This is a genomic window from Colwellia sp. SU-HH01172 (assembly GCF_057553355.1).
Map to the genome: position 1 here is coordinate 115,260 of NZ_BAAJMB010000007.1, position 16,631 is coordinate 131,890.

The window sequence follows — 16,631 nt, forward strand, 5'->3', positions numbered from 1 at the left end:
ACAGATTGTTTATAAAATATACAATTTGTATTCGGTACTAGTTTATAAATAATTGCGTTTTATGAAGAAGGCGACCTGCTAATAAAATAAAAATAGTGTGAATATTAAGCTTTGTGTAAGGGAAGCTTAAACAATTAAACAGCAATCATTTTATTCCGCGTAACATTAATAGTGTCATCTGGTTAATGTTATAGCTATTTTTGAACTTACTTACTAAGCAAGTCGCCACTTCTAGTCCAAACATATTGTGCTAATTACAACCGTTAAGTTATAAAGTAACCTCAAATACATCTTGAACTTGTTACTTTTTAACATTAGTATGTATGAGAAATCAACAGTTATTTGAATGTTTTTTGTTCTTTTTTTTGATGTGATTATAAAAAACAATAATAAAACAACTGGTTATGATGTAGGAGAGGGTGTTGAACAAAAATTTAAAATGTAAAGATAGTCAACATCAGTCAACTGTTTTTGAAAAAGGTAGTGGCTGTTTGAGCTCGCTGACAGAGAAAGGGTGGAGTATTTTAGCAGAAGAAGTGAGCCTTCCCATTGCCGTGATTAATGAAAATCGACTAATAAAGAATGCCAAATGGATGCAAAAATTTAGCGATAAAGCTGAGGTGAAACTAGCCCCTCATGGCAAAACATCGATGGCGCCAGAATTATTTAAGGTGCAGTTAGCCCAAGGTTGCTGGGGAATAAGCCTAGCAACCGTACCACAAGTAATAAATGCAGCTCAGCATGGTATTCAACGCATTATTTTAGCTAACCAATTAGTTGGTAAGCTGCACATGCAATTGCTTGCCGATTTGCTATCAACATCAGATCTAGAGTTTTACTGTTTTGTTGATTCAACAGAAAATGCCGTGGCTTTAGGGGAATATTTTGCCACAAGAAATATTGCTTTAAATATTTTGATTGAAGTTGGTGTTACACAAGGACGGTGTGGCTGGCGTGACCCTGATAATATTAAGCCATTATTAGAGGTTATAAAGCAGTTTCCTCATTTAAAGTTATGCGGCGTGAGTTTCTATGAGGGAGTTATTCATGGTAATGAAGCAGAAACAGAGATTAGAAGCTTTATTACAAGCATTAGCCGCTTAGTGAGTAAGTTATACCAAGAAAATTTATTCGATTTAGAGCAGGTGATTATTACCGGTGCAGGCTCTGCTTGGTATGACATTGTTGCTCAAGCGTTGATGTCTAGCCAGAGTATGCGAAATATTAATTACACTGCCATTATTCGACCAGGCTGCTATTTAATACACGATACCGGAATTTATCAGAGTGCACAGGATAAAATTGTGCAACGCAGTCAATTGGCTTGCGATGTATCTGGTGAGTTGACCTCTAGTTTGCAGTTATGGGCCTATGTGCACTCAGTACCTGAGCCGGGACTGGCAGTGATAGGGTTAGGTAAGAGGGATGTTGCCTTTGATGCCGGTTTGCCTACGCCGGAATACTTTTATCGACCAGGGACAGAAAAGCCGATAAGTGTTGATAAATCATGGCAGGTGGTCAGTATTATGGATCAACACTGTATGATGAAAATTGCTGACAACACCTTACTGCGTCCTGGGGATATTATTTGTTTTTCCAGCTCTCACCCTTGCTTAACCATGGATAAATGGCGTCATATCGGGCTTATTGATGATAATTTTGTTGTTTATAAAACCATTGAAACCTTTTTTTAACCCGAATTTTTTAAATGCTATAAAAGCTTGTGCTTATAGCCAAAGAGTAAAATGAATGGATATTGTTAATAGTATTAAAGAAGGCTTAGGGCATTTTAGTCCAGCCGAAGAAAAAGTTGCACGCTTTATTTTGGCTGATTTAAATTATGCTGCCAATGCGCCAATTAATGACTTGGCTGAAAAAGCGCAGGTAAGTCATGCCAGTATTACGCGTTTAGCCAAAACTTTAAAATGTGCGAATGTACGGGAATTTAAGTTAAAAATAGCGCAATCAGCCGCCGTTGGAGAAAGGTTTACCAATGAAAAATCGGTTGCTAAACAAGATATTTCACATGTTTATCAATCGATTAATGACATTTTGTCACTCAATGTTGGCTTAATTAAGGATGAAATTGTTCATGCCGTCAGTCAAAGTATTTGTGCTGCTAAGCATTGTTTAATTTTTGGTGTTGGTGGCGGTAGCAGTATGATGGCAAAAGAGTGTCAAAATAGATTCTTTCGCTTAGGTATTCCGAGTAATTCGCATTCCGATCCTATGATGATGCGAATGACCGCATCTACGGTTGATAAAAATGATGTTGTGCTTTGTTTGTCCTTAGGTGGTATCAGTCCTGATGTTTATAGTTCGGCCGTTATCGCGAAAGAATACGGCGCGACTGTCGTTGCTATTTGTCCAGACGGCAAGCTGGCGACATTTGCCGACTATCATTTACCGATAAAAACCCAAGAAAGTGATTATATCTTCAAACCTAGTGCCTCTCGATATGTGATGTTAGCGGCAATTGATATTTTATCGAGTGAGCTAGCAATGAAAAATCAAAGAAAATCGCGCGAAAAGCTACGACGTTTAAAAATCCAACTTGATAGCCATCGGGAAGAAAGCAGCGATAGCAATAGCAGTGATAGCCATTCCAATCGCTTGCCATTAGGAGATTAACTGCGTGATTAATGATGTTAATTCCTCTAGTTCTAAGCTGACGCAATGTGATTATTTAATTATCAATAGCGACATTTTTGATGGCAGTGGTGCGGCGCCGATTAAGCAAGATGTTGCTATTAGCGGCGATAAAATTGTTGCGATAGGGGACTTAAAGGAATTAACGGCTAAAAAAGTAATTAATGGCAAAGGCTTAGCGTTAGCGCCCGGTTTTATTGATGTTCATACTCATGATGATTTAGAGCTGATACGCAATCCAAGTATGCTAAATAAAATCAGCCAAGGAGTGACAAGCGTCATTATTGGTAACTGCGGTATTAGCGCCAGCCCCTATCAATCCGCTAACCCGCCCGTTGATCCGGTTAACTTACTAGGTCAAGCAAGTGAATTTATTTTTCCATCATTGCAAGATTTTGTTGAGCACTATCATCAGGTCAAACCGAGTATTAATGCCGCCGCTTTGGTCGGTCATACGAGCTTGCGTGCACAGGTGATGGCTGATTTAAATCGGCCGGCAACAGCAGAAGAAATAATGACCATGGTGGGGTTATTTAAACAGGCGTTAGCACAAGGAGCAAAAGGTTTAAGTACCGGGCTTGCTTATGAAAATGCGCAAGCAGCGTCGGGGGCTGAAATTTCAGCTCTAGTACAGCAAATTAAAGATTTTGATGGCATTTATAGTACCCACATCAGAACCGAATTTGACGGAATTATTGCTGCCTTAGATGAAGCTTTTTTTACCGCTAAACAAGCAGACGTTCCTGTGGTAATTTCCCACCTAAAATGTGCAGGAAAAAATAATTGGGGTCGAGCTGATGAAGTTATCGCTCATATAGAGCAGCATCAAAAAGCACAAAAAATTGGCTGTGATTGTTACCCTTATCATGCCAGCTCTAGCACCTTAGATTTACAACAAGTGACAGAAGACTTTGATATTTTGATCACTTGGTCTGATCCTTATCCTGAAAAAGCTAAACAAACTTTGGCAGCAATCGCGCAACAGTGGCAAGTTTCTTTGCAAGATGCGGCTCTGCGCTTGCAGCCAGCCGGCGCGGTTTACCATGGTATGAATGAAGATGATGTCCGTAAATTTATTACATTTCCTCATAGTATGATTGGCTCTGATGGCCTGCCTTGTGATCCGCATCCTCACCCAAGGTTATGGGGAACATTCCCCCGCGTATTGGGTCGCTATTGTCGAGATGAAAAATTATTAAGCTTATCTAACGCTATTCACAAAATGACGGGATTGTCTGCGCGTGAATTTAAATTAAAGCAAAGAGGCTTTATTCGCGTCGGACATTACGCCGATATTGTGCTTTTTAATGCTGATACTATTGCTGATCTAGCAGATTTTTCTCATCCAGTAACACTATCTAAGGGCATAGAATATGTTTGGGTTAATGGGCAATTAAGCTATCAAGCGGGACGTAGCGACAAACAAATGTTCGGAAAAAATAAAGGTGCAGGACGCTTTTTGAAACACGAAGCGGTTTCACCTAACGATTAACAAAAACACTCTTAGTTAAGGAAAAAGAAATGACAATTAAGCGCTATGGCATTGAAGGTGGGCAAGGTACTGGCGGGCAACACTTACCCTTTTCACGAGCCGTTGAAGCGGGTGGCTGGCTTAGAGTCTCAGGTCAAACTCCCATGCGTAATGGTGAAGTTGTTGAAGGCGGTATTATTGAGCAGTCACGTATCGCGATTGAAAACTGCATTGACATTATGGCTGAAGCAAATTATCGCCTTGAGCATGTTACCCATGTGTCAGTGGTGTTAACTGATGCCCGTTACTTTCAGTCTTTTAATAGGGTCTTTAAAGAGTTTTTTGGCGAACATCCACCAGCACGTATATGTTTAGTGGCTGATTTAGTGGTGGACTGTAAAGTCGAAGTGGATGTTACTTGCTATAAAGCACTTTAACTATACCCAAACCGCTTGAAACTGCATTTTCAAGTGGCTTGGGTATAACTATCAGCGAAAGAGTGAACATTTTTTAAAAGGAGTCAGTGTGAGTATCGTATTTACTTTAGCCTTTATTAGCTACATGTTGCTAATGATAACGGTCGGTTGGTGGGTTTCTCGACAGCAGAAATCTGGCGATGACTTTCTCCTTGCTGGACGAAATGTGCCTTTATTGCTGTCGTTAGGAACCACAGTTGCGACTATGGTAGGCACTGGCTCTTCCATGGGGGCGGTTGGTTTTGCCTATCATAATGGCTGGGCTGGTGCTTTATATGGTTTAGGTGGCGCGTGCGGCATTTTACTCTTAGCGTGGATTTTTGCACCTGTACGACGTTTGCAATTTACCACCATGAGTGAAGAACTTAGCTATTATGTGGATAATAATGCTTATGTTAAAAACATTGTCGCTTTTATCATTTATGCGGCCAGTATCGGTTGGCTTGGCGCCCACATTATTGGCGGCGGCATGTATCTATCTTGGTTGACAGGTATGGACGTTCAATGGGCTAAGTTACTCATCGCATTAAGCTTTGCCATTTACGTCATCATCGGTGGTTACACCGCCGTGATCTGGACTGACTCTATTCAAGCTTTAATACTCTTTATCGGCTTTATTGCGATGGCTTATTTCTCTGTTGAATATGTTGGTGGTTGGCAAGTGATGATGTCAGCACAGCCTACCGAAAATACTAGTTTCTTGGCTTTTGAAAAAATGGGTACCTTACCGGCATTTTCTTTGGCACTCGCTGTTTTAGTTGGTGTACTCGCAACTCCCTCATTTCGCCAACGAATATATTCTGGCAAAAACGTTAATACGATTCGCAAATCATTTATTTACTCTGGTGTACTTTATTTAGGCTTTTCAATCATTCCAGCTATTATCGGCATGAGCGCATACAGTATCAACAATGAATTAGATAATGCCGCGTTTGCTTTTCCCTATATCGCGTTAAATGTGATGCCGTTGGCGCTAGGGGTATTAATTATTATCGCTGGTATTTCGGCCACCTTATCGAGTGCCAGCTCTGATGCCATTGCGGGTGTTAGCGTCTTGTTAACTGATATATATCGATTAGTAGTGGGTCAGCCACCAGAGCCAAATAAAATGATTTTGTTTTCTCGCCTTGGGCTGGCTTTTACCATTGGAACCGCCTTATTACTGGCGATGATGTCAAATGACATTATTAGCTATATTACCAAAATGATTGCTATTTTAATGTCAGGCATGTGCGTTTGTGGTTTGCTGGGGCGTTTATGGCCGCAATATAATTGGTATGGAGCAATAGCTACCTTATTTATCGGCACGGTGACTGCTATTGTCGTTAGCATCAATAAGCCTTTACACGAATATTTTGGCAATCCGATATTGCCGGCTATTATTTTTTCGGCGCTAGCCGGTATAACGATAACACTACTGACGTCCCGCTTGCTGAAAAGTGATCAAGTTGCCGATAGCCAAGCGAGTGTTACCAGCCAAAGGGCAGCGAAATGATAAATATTCTGTTTTTTGGCGAATGCATGATTGAAAGTCATGCTAAAGGAATATTTCGGTTTGGCGGAGATAGCTTAAACAGCGCACTTTATCTTGCTAGGGTGACATCTCAAGAAAAAATTATGGTGAGTTATGCGACCGCAATAGGTCAAGATAACGAAAGTTCACAACTGCTGGCAAAATGGCAGCAAGAAGGCATTGATATTAGTTTTGTCAACAAGATAGAAGGAAAGCCGCTTGGGCGATATTCAATAAGCAATAATGAACAAGGAGAGCGCAGCTTTTGTTATGAGCGTGATGATAGTGCTGCTAAATATTACTTTTCTCATTCCAACAAGGCCTTTGAAGCCGCCTTACTCAACAACAAGATAGATTATTTTTATTTTACTGGTATTAGTCTTGCGATTTTATCGGAGCAAGATTGTCAGTATTTGTTTCAGCTGCTAACAACGTTTAAGCGTCAAGGTGGGCGAGTTGTTTTTGATAACAACTACCGACCGATATTATGGCAAAACCGTCAACCTTTACCGATTTATCATCAGGCGATGAACTTGGCTGATATCGCCTTTCTTACCGATGAGGATGAGTATGCTCTTTATGGTGGCGATACTATTGCATCGATACTGAGTCGTTATCCATTGTCCTCGCTCGGTGAAGGAGTTGAACTTGTCATTAAACAAGGTGCTAAGCCTTGTTTGATTAGGGCTGCAGAAAAGGATGTAGCTCTGCTACAGATCTCTAGTCCAGAACTAGCTAATGAAAAAATTATTGATACTTGCGCCGCCGGCGATGCTTTTGCCGTAGGCTACTTAGCAAAGCGCTTAAGTGGCGAATCAATACCAGTATCAGCGCAATTTGCTCATGTACTTGCAGGTCGAGTTATCCAGTATTCCGGCGCCATTATTGCGCCTGAAGATATGATTGACTTAATGCCGTGTAGCACCCCTGAAAAAATTAGAGGTTGAACTAACTTTGAAAAAGTTAACAAAAATAATTATTAAAGTAAGAAAGCTTGTATCGCGCCTGCAACTATTAGCTATCTCTTTGAGTTTAATACTTTGCTCTTTTAGTGGTCTTGCGAGTGACTCGATAAGACATGGCAATGTTTATAAGCCTAACGATAATTGCCTGACACTTATGCCATGTCCTAAACAGCTGATAAAAGCTGATGGCAGTTTTATGTTAACGCAAGCACCTAAGCTGTTTGTTTCAGGTCTGAGTGAAAAAAGAAAACAGGCTGCGCTCAAACGTTTTACTGAGCAAGTTAAAAGGGTACCGGGTTTTGCTTTTCAAGGCTTTATACCGGTTGAAGATAGCAATTTGGCTGATGTTAAATTAATTATTGAGAGCGATAATAATTTAGAACAGGGTAATTATTTACCTCAGTTAGGTGATAACGAAAGCTATCAACTGACCATCACCAAAGCAGTTATTAATATTAAGACGGTCAGTGACTTTGGCGCCTTGCATGCATTAACTAGCTTGCTACAAATTATATCTATACCTGAACTTTCAGCGACAGTGACGCAAAAAAAGTTCTTAACATTACCAGCGATACAAATTAATGATCAACCACGTTTTCAATGGCGAGGTTTACTTATTGACAGTGTTCGGCATTTCATACCGCTTAATGCTATTAAACGGCAACTTGATGGTATGGCGGCGGCTAAGCTCAATGTTTTTCATTGGCATTTAACCGATGATCAAGGCTGGCGTATTGAGTCTAAAGCTTACCCTAAATTGCACTTATTGGCCTCAGATGGCTTGTATTACAGCCAACAAGAAATCAAAGAACTAGTGACTTATGCCAGTAATTTAGGCATCAGGGTTGTGCCTGAATTTGATTTGCCGGGTCATGCTTCAGCGATTGCGGTTGCTTACCCTGAGCTTATCACTGAAAAAAACAACTATGTTATGGAGCGTCAATGGGGAGTATTTGAGCCATTACTTGATATCACCAACCCTAAAACTTATCAATTTATTGAGGCTGTTATCACCGAGTTAACGGATTTGTTTCCTGATGAGTATCTACATATTGGTGGCGATGAAGTAAATCCAAAACAATGGCTTGGTAGTAAAGATGTCAGAGCCTTAATGCTAAAGCACAATTTGAAAGACGCTGATGATGTGCAAAGTTTTTTCAACGTAAAGCTGCAAAAAATTCTTAGCAAGCATAAACGAAAAATGATGGGCTGGGATGAAATTCATCACAAAGACTTACCTCAAGATATCGTTGTACAATCATGGCGAGGCTTAGATTCACTTAATCGCATAGCGGGTAGTGGTTATCAAGCATTATTATCAGCAGGCTTTTATATCGACCAACCGCAAGCGACAGCTTATCATTACCGTAATGACCCGTTAGCCAATATTGCATTAGCGAGTCAAAAAGCCAACCAAGTACAACAGCTACAGATGCAAAACGCGGGGCAGTGGCGCACTTGGTCGTTTACTATGCCTAGGTTAAAGGGCAGTGCGGTGAAAGGCTCATTGACATTAATCTCCCATGAAAAAAACAATAAGTTTATTGGCTATTTGAAACTTAATGAACATCACCATAAAGAAATAGTCATTCATTCTTCACTCCAAGAGTTACAAGATAATCAGGTTGTTTTTTCGCACGATAGTTGGATGGGGCCAATGCGTTTTGAATTATCACTGTCAGCAGCAGAGCTTAGTGGTTTTACTTTACTCGGTAATAGCTATTACCCGATAGAATCAAATGGCCAAGCTATTCTAGGGGAAGTACCAATTACCTTGCAGCCACTGCTTGCTATTGAGCAGGCTGAAAATATATTAGGCGGCGAAGCGACATTATGGTCAGAGCTGATTGACGAACAAAATATCGATTTACGCACTTGGCCGCGCTTGTTTGCCATCGCCGAACGTTTTTGGTCACCCGAGTCGCTAAAAGACAGTGATGATATGTATCATAGGTTAATGATTATTGATGACTATGCTGCTGATATTATTGCTTTACAGCATCAGGAACAACTACTGGCAGGATTTACCAATTTAATTGCTAAGCCCTCAACAGAGCAGCAAGAGCTTGCTGCGCTAGTTACGTTTGCTGAGGCATTAGAGCCTGCCCATTATTACACTCGCCATCATCTGAAATATCAAAAAAATCAGTACCATCAAAATGCAGCGTTAAATAACTTTGTTGATTACTTACCCGTTGAAAGCTATAGCCTGATCATGATGGAAGGTTACCTAAGAGATTATAAATTAGGGGATAAATCAGCGTTACTAAAACTGGAGAAGAAATTCTTGCTTTGGCAAGAAAATGCTAAAAAATTATCCATGTTAATAACTCAAAACAACAAGTTATCTTCGTTGTCAGCAGTTGTTTCTGATCTGCAAAAATTTAATCGACTGGCGTTAACAGCAGTTGAGCGTTGTATTAGTGGTGATTTGTATAACAAAAAGTCGCTAAGGAAATTGGATAACAAATTACTTGCCTTACAACAAACACCAAAAGAGATAGTAATAGCTGCAATACCTTTGGCGCGTAGCTTATTAAAACACTGCCAAATGACGAGAGAATAAAGCTTATTCACACAATTTTAATGAGAAGAATTTATGTTAAAAACTTTATCGCTGGCGTTTGCCATTTCCATGTTGGCTGTTTTTCAGGTAGCAAGTCATGAAGTAGATAATAAATCAAATAAGTTATATACCAGCTCTGACTGGATAACTGATGGTGTTTTTACTCATGGTGTTGAAGGCCCAGCAGTTGACGAAAATGGTGTGTTATATGCGGTAAATTACCAACAACAAGGCACTATCGGAAAAGTTATTGGCAGGGATAACAGTGAAATACTATTAAAGCTTAGTAACAATTCGGTTGGCAACGGCATTCGTTTTGACCGCAATGGCAATATGTATATTGCGGACTACGTTAATCATAATATTTTAAAAGTCAGTGCCGCAGGTCTTAAAGATAGTGAAAAGCAAGCACCGATAGCAGAAGTATACGCTCATTCACCCTTAATGAATCAGCCAAATGATATTGCCATTATGTCAAATGGGATCTTGTTGGCGAGTGATCCTAACTGGACAAAAAACACGGGGCAGCTATGGCGCATCAACCAAAACGGTGAACTGGCTTTATTGGAAAAAAGCATGGGCACCACCAATGGCATAGAAGTGAGCCCTGATAATAAAACGCTTTACGTTAACGAAAGTGTGCAAGGTAACGTTTGGCAATATCAGCTATCTGCCGACGGCAGCATTAGTAATAAAAACCTTTTGATTCACTTTGATACGCACGGTTTAGATGGCATGAGAGCAGACAAGCACGGCAACTTATATATCGCGCGTTATGGCAAAGGCGTTATCGCTATTGTTTCACCGCAAGGTGTGCTTTTACGTGAAGTAAAACTTAAAGGCCAATTTCCAACCAATGTCGCTTTTGGTGGCAGCGATGGTAAAACTGTATTTGTTACCATGCAAAAACGTGGTGCGATAGAGGCATTTGTCAGTGAGTTTTCAGGTCGTAGTTATCTTGAAAGATAGGCAGAAGGTATTAAAAACTCTCTGAGGCATCCGGTTATTGGCTTGGATAACTGAGCTTAAAAAATAAGCTAGAGAAAAATAACTAAAAGCATTCTAACCCAGCAGAGATAAAATAAAGGCACTCTTATGAAAAGATATAGAAGATTTTTTAGCAAGCTGTTGATTAAAATTTTAATCATACTGCCTGTAACCGTATGGGCTGTTTCAGAAGCAGAAAAACTGCCTGTGCGTGGTTTTGCCGTTGCTTCACCAACCCCTGCTAATTTTAATCATTTTATCGATTTTGTTAACAACGATTTGTCAAAAACAGCTATTAATCAGTTGTTTCTGAGAATTAACTACAATTATCAGTTTAAGTCTCACCCTGAGCTCGCAGAAAAAAATGCCCTGACTGAGTTGCAAGTAAAAACAATTGTTAAAACGGCGGCACAATATAATATCGAAATTATTCCGATTATTAATATGTTAGGACATCAATCATGGAAAAAAGACATTATTCATTCATTGCTCAGGGTCTATCCTGAGTTCGAAGAAAATGCCGGTCTGAAACTACTCGATAAAGATTTTTATACCCGTGCATATTGTCCTAACCATCCTGATGTTCATGATGTGGTTTTGGCGGTGATTGATGAGTTAGTTGAAGTGTTTGGTGCTAAAGGCATACATCTGGGGATGGATGAAGTGTTTATATTGGGTGAGGATGGCTGTGAACGCTGTAAAGGAAAAAACAAAGCCGAACTCTTTGCTAATGAAGTGAACCTGTTCCAAGCGCATTTAGCAGAAAGAGATATTGATATGTATATATGGGGCGACAGATTACTAAACGGTCACACCACAGGCCTTGGTAAGTGGGGCGCTTCAAAAAATGATACTGACAGTGCAATCGATTTGATTTCTAAAAACGTTATTATTTGTGACTGGCAATATGAGTCTGCACCACCAACACCTGGCTATTTTGTGGTAAAAGGCCTAAATGTTATTAGTGCATCATATCAAGTGCCCAGTGTTGCTGAATTTCAGGTAGCTAATATGATAGCGATGCGCGCAAACAGCAACGACACCATTAAAAAACGCTTGCGTGGAGTAATGCATACCTACTGGGGAAGTTTTGATAGTTTTTATCAATGCTATCAAGGTAAGGTTTGCGATCATAAAGAACGCGCAAGTGCGGTGAAAACATTTAACAAGATTTATCCGAAGATAAAAGCTAATAACTAGTGTTATTTGGTCTCTAGGAAGGCTGAACTCTATTGTTTAGCTATATTTTATCGGGTTATTTAAAATTATTTGATGCAGCTTCTTGTGTCTTGGCTGTTGCCATACTATTTGAATGATCAAAATATTGAATTGAAGGAAATATGAAACAATTAAGGAAGCACATTATAGACTGTTTATAGTTTGTGATTTAAACGTTAACATTAATAATACCGTAAATAAGGTTTGCTGAATGATGGATTAGGCAGCAAATAAGTGCCTAATGACAGAAAAACAGAAAATTTTAATTGTTGAAGATGACCTCGATATAGCTGAAAGCCTTACCCTTTTTTTTCAGCATCATAATTACCTTGTTAAACATATTAGCGATGGAGCTATTGTTGTAGAAGAGGTTAGCGCCTTTCTGCCGGATCTGATCATTCTTGATATTATGTTACCAAACCAAGACGGGGTAACCTGTTGTAAGAATATTCGGCAATTTAGTAATGTCCCCATAATAATGCTAACGGCAAAAGTAGAGCAAGGGCATAAGCATGAGGGCTTAGTTGCTGGCGCTGATGATTATGTTTGTAAGCCATTTGATGTGATGGAGTTAGTGTTACGCACAAAAGCTATTATATCTCGCACCTATGGACAAGTTAGTTATAGCAAGGTTTCGGTAAATCAAGCAAAAGCACAAGTTAGTTATCAAGGTAAAAACGTTGTTTTATCGACGATTGAATTTAACCTGTTTTATTTGCTTTTTAGTCACTCAGAGCGCATTTATTCTCGTGAAGATATTTTGCATTTAGCCTATCCGCAATATCGCCATATCACCGACAGAACAATTGATAGCCATGTTAAAAAGATCAGAAATAAATTTAAAGAGCTAAACATTGATGAAAACCCTATAGAGTCTATCTATGGTGCTGGTTATCGTTATGGCCTTAAGTAAAGTGTCAGAAGGTGTAGGTGCAGCGCTTCGCTCAGTAGTGTCGCCAGCGTTAATTTTACTGGTGTTACTTAGCTGCATTTTTGTTAAGGCAGCAAAAGCTGAGTCATTACTACAAGCAAAATTAGCTGACGTTATAGGAGCATCTAAAGCCGATGAAGCGAAAGTTGAGCACTTGTTGACTGAGGTGACTGGATTAGAGCTTATAGCCGTTAAACTTAAGCTGATTAGCATTTATCGAAAAAGTGGTCAGTCAAGTAAGGCTGAATCTATGTTGTCAGGCTTGCTTGAAAACTTATCTCAGTATGACAATAAGATGAAAATTGAAGTGCTTATTAGTCAAGCTGAACTGCTACGTAGCTGCAATAATTATGCTCAAGCAGCGGACGTTATGTTATTAAAAGTATTGCCGCTAGTTCCTTCAAATTCCCCAGAACTGGGCAGAATTTATCAGTTAACCGGCGTGTACTTTCGGCTACAAATGAAGTTAGTAAAAGCTAAAGAATACTATATTTTGGCATTGCAGCAATTCCGAGCAGTGAACGACAAAAGTGGTGAAGCGAAAGTTTATAGTAACTTAGGCGTATTGCATGAATCGTCAGGTGATTTAGCCTTAGCAGCTGAGTATCAAAAAAAAGCGATGCGCTTTTTTGAACGGGTCAATGATGTTGAAGAATTGGCGACGAATTACTTTAACCTTGGCGAACTTTATTATCGTTCGAAAGATTATCAAAATGCTTTAACTTTCTATGAACGAGCATTGTCGATCGACATGAAACTTAATAATATGCAAGATGTCGGTTATGATTATCACCGTATCGGAACTTTGTATTTTCAACAAAAACTTTTTGATAAAGCGCTAGCATCTACGCAACAAGCCATTGAGATATTTTCTCAAGAGTCGGCATTTCAAGTACTGTCTCGTTCATATATACAACAAGCTAAAATCCATCGAGCAATGGGCGATAGTGCGGCGCAATTTAATAACTTAGAGTTGGCTGAAACCGCAATAATAAAAGCGCCGTCTGATCATCAGCTAAGGATTGTTTGGCATAGTTTTGGCCAGTATTATTTAGATCATGGCGACTATTTAAAGGCGAAAGTTTACGCTGATAAATCTTATGTATTAGCGGATGATTTAGGGCTACTAACTTATCAATTAAGTGGCAGCTTATTGCAGGCAGATATTTATCAAAAACTCAAAAACTTTGAACGTGCAAATTACTTTTTACTTAAGTCTATTGATTTGAGAGCGCAACTGACAACAGAGCAGCATATTAAAGAAACTGAACGCCACAAACACGATATTAATTTGTTGCAAGAGCAAATTAAGGTAAACAAATTAGAAGAAAAACAGCAACAAACCGAGAAAGAAGTTGTTGCACAAAAATCAATGAACCAGCGTAATTTAGCCATTTTTATTGCCATAACTGTGTTATTTATTGTGCTGTTTTTCTTACTTTATCAGCGTCGAAAAATTGCGCTATTAAAAGCTAACCTTTATGAAGATGCACTAACACAGAAAAATCAACTATTGGCGGACGTCTCTCATGAATTGCGTACACCTTTAACGGCGTTGAAACTGCAAGTAGACGCTTTGAAATACAATTTGGTTGAAAATGTTGATTTAAGCTATCAAAAATTAAGCGAAAAAGTGATGGATATTAACCGCTTAATAACGGATGTTTATGAATTAGCTACCTCAGATGTTAATGGCCTATCTTTTAATGTCGAGCCTTGTGATGCGATTGAGCTGATTAATAAATGGCATACTGAGTTCCAGCAATATGTTGAACCGCAAGGGTTCCAGTGGCGTCTTAAATGCCATGTTCCTTCAGCAAAAGTAAATATTGACCAAGATAGGATTAAGCAAGTTTTATCTAATCTTATTTGCAATAGCGTTAGCTATACCGAAAAACCAGGTACAATCCAGCTCTCTGCAAATATTAGAAAGCAATCGCTTGTTCTCATTGTTAAAGACACAGCACCAAGTGTTAATGAAGATGAGCTAGAACAAATATTTGAGCGTTTATATCGTGTTGAAAAATCGAGAAGTCGGCAATCAGGTGGCTCTGGTTTAGGGCTGGCGATTAGTCAACGAATTATTGAAGCACACCATGGAGAAATATTTGCAAAGCAAAGCAATATTGGTGGCTTGGCTGTGATCATAAAACTACCACTACTTTAAGCTATTGCTTCTTTTAATTTTGTTTCCACATTTCTTCCTTATTTGTTTGTTAAGTTTGTTTCAGGAACTTAATCAAACGATACATAGCTTATGTTATTTTTTATTTTGGCGGTTTGCGCTCTTGTGGCATTAATTGCTGTTTGCTGGCCGAGTAGTGTTAGCAGTGCACGAAAGTTACGCAAAACTAGGTTTGTAAATGCTAACAAACAATTTTTTGCTAATACCAACTATCAAGCACAGCAACCAAGCGATGTTTGCCTTGAACAAGCCATGCAAAAAAAAATTCTACAAAGCAATATGCGTACAGTTGCTGCGCTTAATACTGAACTAGAAATTTATCGTGCCTATGATGATGCGCCATTGCCAGAAGCTGTCGTTGATAAAGTTTTAGCAATTACCTTAATAGATGAGACGGCTTGTAGTCTCGAAAAGCTGGTTGTTCTTGAGTATCTATATGGTTCGATCCAATTCAAGCATTTCGACAGCTTAAAAACCTTATTTTTACGTTACGGAAAGGACAACTACTTGTTCGCCATTGAAATTTTTAAGTTAATAAAAGCGAGTAGTAAGCACACAAAAACAAGCCAAGTTACCAATATTACAACAGCTGAACACATTAGGGCGCGATTTGAGTTACTTGATTTTATCTGTCAGCAAGTGGCTATTCCCACTGAGCTAATATCCACCGCCAATGAAAGCATACCTGCGCTTGACCGAGCGTAAACTAAAGTTCAATACCATCAAATCAAGTTATCCCGAAAAATTTTAGAACAGCAGGAACCGTAAACGATGCAAATGAATGCTCAGCTGGTAAAGTCAGCAATTAAGATTGTTAATATTATATCGCCACAACTTGCCTATGATTTGTTGAAAAAGCAATTACTGTTTCCGAAAAAGCAGCCAGAACAATGGCCTGATGACGTTATCAAAGTTGTCTTTAAAACACCGTTTGGTAATGTAAATACCTACAAATACGGTAGTGGTAAATGCATATGGTTACTCCATGGCTGGTCTAACGCTTTTCAGTATTGGCCGCTGATGAAAAAACTAGCTAGCCAAGGGTATAGTTGCATTGCCATTGAAATGCCGCCCGTAAATCAAGTACATCGTATATCAATGTCATTACCAAATTGGATAAAGGCGTTTGACCTAGCAACAAAAAATATTCATGAACCTGTGCATGTTATTGCACAAGGTATAGGAGCGAGTGTGCTGGCAAATAGTCGTTGGCTATCTAACTACCAATATGACTTAACCTTGATCTCTCCAGTATTGCATTATTTAAATAGTTTAAAGTCTTTTGTGCGTAAAAATAACATCCCTGAAGCCTTACTTAATCGTTTAGTGAATGAAGTGCTTGCACAAGACAAAGTGCACTTAAAAGACCTTGATGCCACCGTTTCAATTAACAACTTTCCAGGGCGAGTGTCAATTTTCTATAGCAAGCTTGATGATTTCACCTCGATTCAAGCGATTAGAGCCATTGCCAGCAGTGAAAATCGTAAAGTCGTTCATTTTAAAGGAGCAACCACACACAAAATAATTAACAGTCGTTCACTTGTTTGCGCAATTAATACCAAGGATAATTCTTTAGGTATGGCGGTTTAATTCAGTTTTTATCTAAAACTAAACTCACTTTGTACTGTGGCTATATTGGCAAAGTGTTTTACATTGAAAGTTTGCCTTTC

Annotated in this window: 13 protein-coding genes; all 13 read left to right on the forward strand. The window is 39.1% G+C overall.

Annotated features, from left to right (window positions below; all coding sequences use genetic code 11):
- Positions 1–419: 419 nt before the first annotated feature.
- On the forward strand, positions 420–1,694 hold the full coding sequence (locus tag AC27JP_RS16915; protein WP_487117103.1) for an amino acid deaminase: 1,275 nt from the start codon (positions 420–422) through the stop codon (positions 1,692–1,694).
- Between the two features lie 55 nt (positions 1,695–1,749).
- Positions 1,750–2,631 (forward strand): MurR/RpiR family transcriptional regulator, encoded by an 882-nt coding sequence (locus tag AC27JP_RS16920; protein ID WP_487117104.1) that lies wholly within the window; start codon positions 1,750–1,752, stop codon positions 2,629–2,631.
- Positions 2,632–2,635: 4 nt separating this feature from the next.
- On the forward strand, positions 2,636–4,141 hold the full coding sequence (locus AC27JP_RS16925) for an N-acyl-D-amino-acid deacylase family protein (RefSeq protein ID WP_487117105.1): 1,506 nt from the start codon (positions 2,636–2,638) through the stop codon (positions 4,139–4,141).
- 29 nt (positions 4,142–4,170) lie between these two features.
- Positions 4,171–4,557, forward strand: a complete 387-nt coding sequence (locus tag AC27JP_RS16930) for a RidA family protein (RefSeq protein WP_487117106.1) — start codon at positions 4,171–4,173, stop codon at positions 4,555–4,557.
- Positions 4,558–4,645: 88 nt separating this feature from the next.
- Positions 4,646–6,091: a sodium:solute symporter family protein gene (locus AC27JP_RS16935; RefSeq protein WP_487117107.1), complete on the forward strand. Its 1,446-nt coding sequence runs from the start codon at positions 4,646–4,648 to the stop codon at positions 6,089–6,091.
- Positions 6,088–7,056 (forward strand): sugar kinase, encoded by a 969-nt coding sequence (locus AC27JP_RS16940; RefSeq protein WP_487117108.1) that lies wholly within the window; start codon positions 6,088–6,090, stop codon positions 7,054–7,056. The genes AC27JP_RS16935 and AC27JP_RS16940 overlap by 4 nt, the downstream gene beginning before the upstream one ends.
- 79 nt (positions 7,057–7,135) lie before the next feature.
- Positions 7,136–9,640 carry a family 20 glycosylhydrolase gene (locus AC27JP_RS16945; RefSeq protein WP_487117109.1) on the forward strand — a complete coding sequence of 835 codons (2,505 nt, stop codon included), beginning with the start codon at positions 7,136–7,138 and terminating at the stop codon, positions 9,638–9,640.
- A 69-nt stretch (positions 9,641–9,709) separates the two neighbouring features.
- Positions 9,710–10,609 carry an SMP-30/gluconolactonase/LRE family protein gene (locus tag AC27JP_RS16950; RefSeq protein WP_487117213.1) on the forward strand — a complete coding sequence of 300 codons (900 nt, stop codon included), beginning with the start codon at positions 9,710–9,712 and terminating at the stop codon, positions 10,607–10,609.
- Positions 10,610–10,735: 126 nt separating this feature from the next.
- Positions 10,736–11,827 (forward strand): family 20 glycosylhydrolase, encoded by a 1,092-nt coding sequence (locus AC27JP_RS16955; RefSeq protein WP_487117110.1) that lies wholly within the window; start codon positions 10,736–10,738, stop codon positions 11,825–11,827.
- 259 nt (positions 11,828–12,086) lie between these two features.
- Positions 12,087–12,758, forward strand: coding sequence for a response regulator (locus AC27JP_RS16960; protein ID WP_487117111.1), 672 nt, complete (start codon positions 12,087–12,089; stop codon positions 12,756–12,758).
- The gene (locus tag AC27JP_RS16965) at positions 12,745–14,943 is read left to right on the forward strand and encodes a tetratricopeptide repeat protein (protein WP_487117112.1); all 2,199 of its coding nucleotides are present in this window, start codon (positions 12,745–12,747) and stop codon (positions 14,941–14,943) included. The genes AC27JP_RS16960 and AC27JP_RS16965 overlap by 14 nt, the downstream gene beginning before the upstream one ends.
- Before the next feature lie 90 nt (positions 14,944–15,033).
- Positions 15,034–15,666: a hypothetical protein gene (locus AC27JP_RS16970; protein WP_487117113.1), complete on the forward strand. Its 633-nt coding sequence runs from the start codon at positions 15,034–15,036 to the stop codon at positions 15,664–15,666.
- Between the two features lie 66 nt (positions 15,667–15,732).
- Positions 15,733–16,551: a hypothetical protein gene (locus AC27JP_RS16975; RefSeq protein ID WP_487117114.1), complete on the forward strand. Its 819-nt coding sequence runs from the start codon at positions 15,733–15,735 to the stop codon at positions 16,549–16,551.
- Positions 16,552–16,631 lie beyond the last annotated feature (80 nt).

Excerpts from the sequence above, each read along its gene's own strand:
- AC27JP_RS16975 (WP_487117114.1), top strand. The coding sequence starts at position 15,733 with ATGCAAATGAATGCTCAGCTGGTAAAGTCAGCAATTAAGATTGTTAAT.
- AC27JP_RS16920 (WP_487117104.1), top strand. The coding sequence starts at position 1,750 with ATGGATATTGTTAATAGTATTAAAGAAGGCTTAGGGCATTTTAGTCCA.
- AC27JP_RS16955 (WP_487117110.1), top strand. The coding sequence starts at position 10,736 with ATGAAAAGATATAGAAGATTTTTTAGCAAGCTGTTGATTAAAATTTTA.
- AC27JP_RS16965 (WP_487117112.1), top strand. The coding sequence starts at position 12,745 with ATGGCCTTAAGTAAAGTGTCAGAAGGTGTAGGTGCAGCGCTTCGCTCA.
- AC27JP_RS16930 (WP_487117106.1), top strand. The coding sequence starts at position 4,171 with ATGACAATTAAGCGCTATGGCATTGAAGGTGGGCAAGGTACTGGCGGG.
- AC27JP_RS16940 (WP_487117108.1), top strand. The coding sequence starts at position 6,088 with ATGATAAATATTCTGTTTTTTGGCGAATGCATGATTGAAAGTCATGCT.
- AC27JP_RS16950 (WP_487117213.1), top strand. The coding sequence starts at position 9,710 with ATGTTGGCTGTTTTTCAGGTAGCAAGTCATGAAGTAGATAATAAATCA.
- AC27JP_RS16970 (WP_487117113.1), top strand. The coding sequence starts at position 15,034 with ATGTTATTTTTTATTTTGGCGGTTTGCGCTCTTGTGGCATTAATTGCT.
- AC27JP_RS16960 (WP_487117111.1), top strand. The coding sequence starts at position 12,087 with ATGACAGAAAAACAGAAAATTTTAATTGTTGAAGATGACCTCGATATA.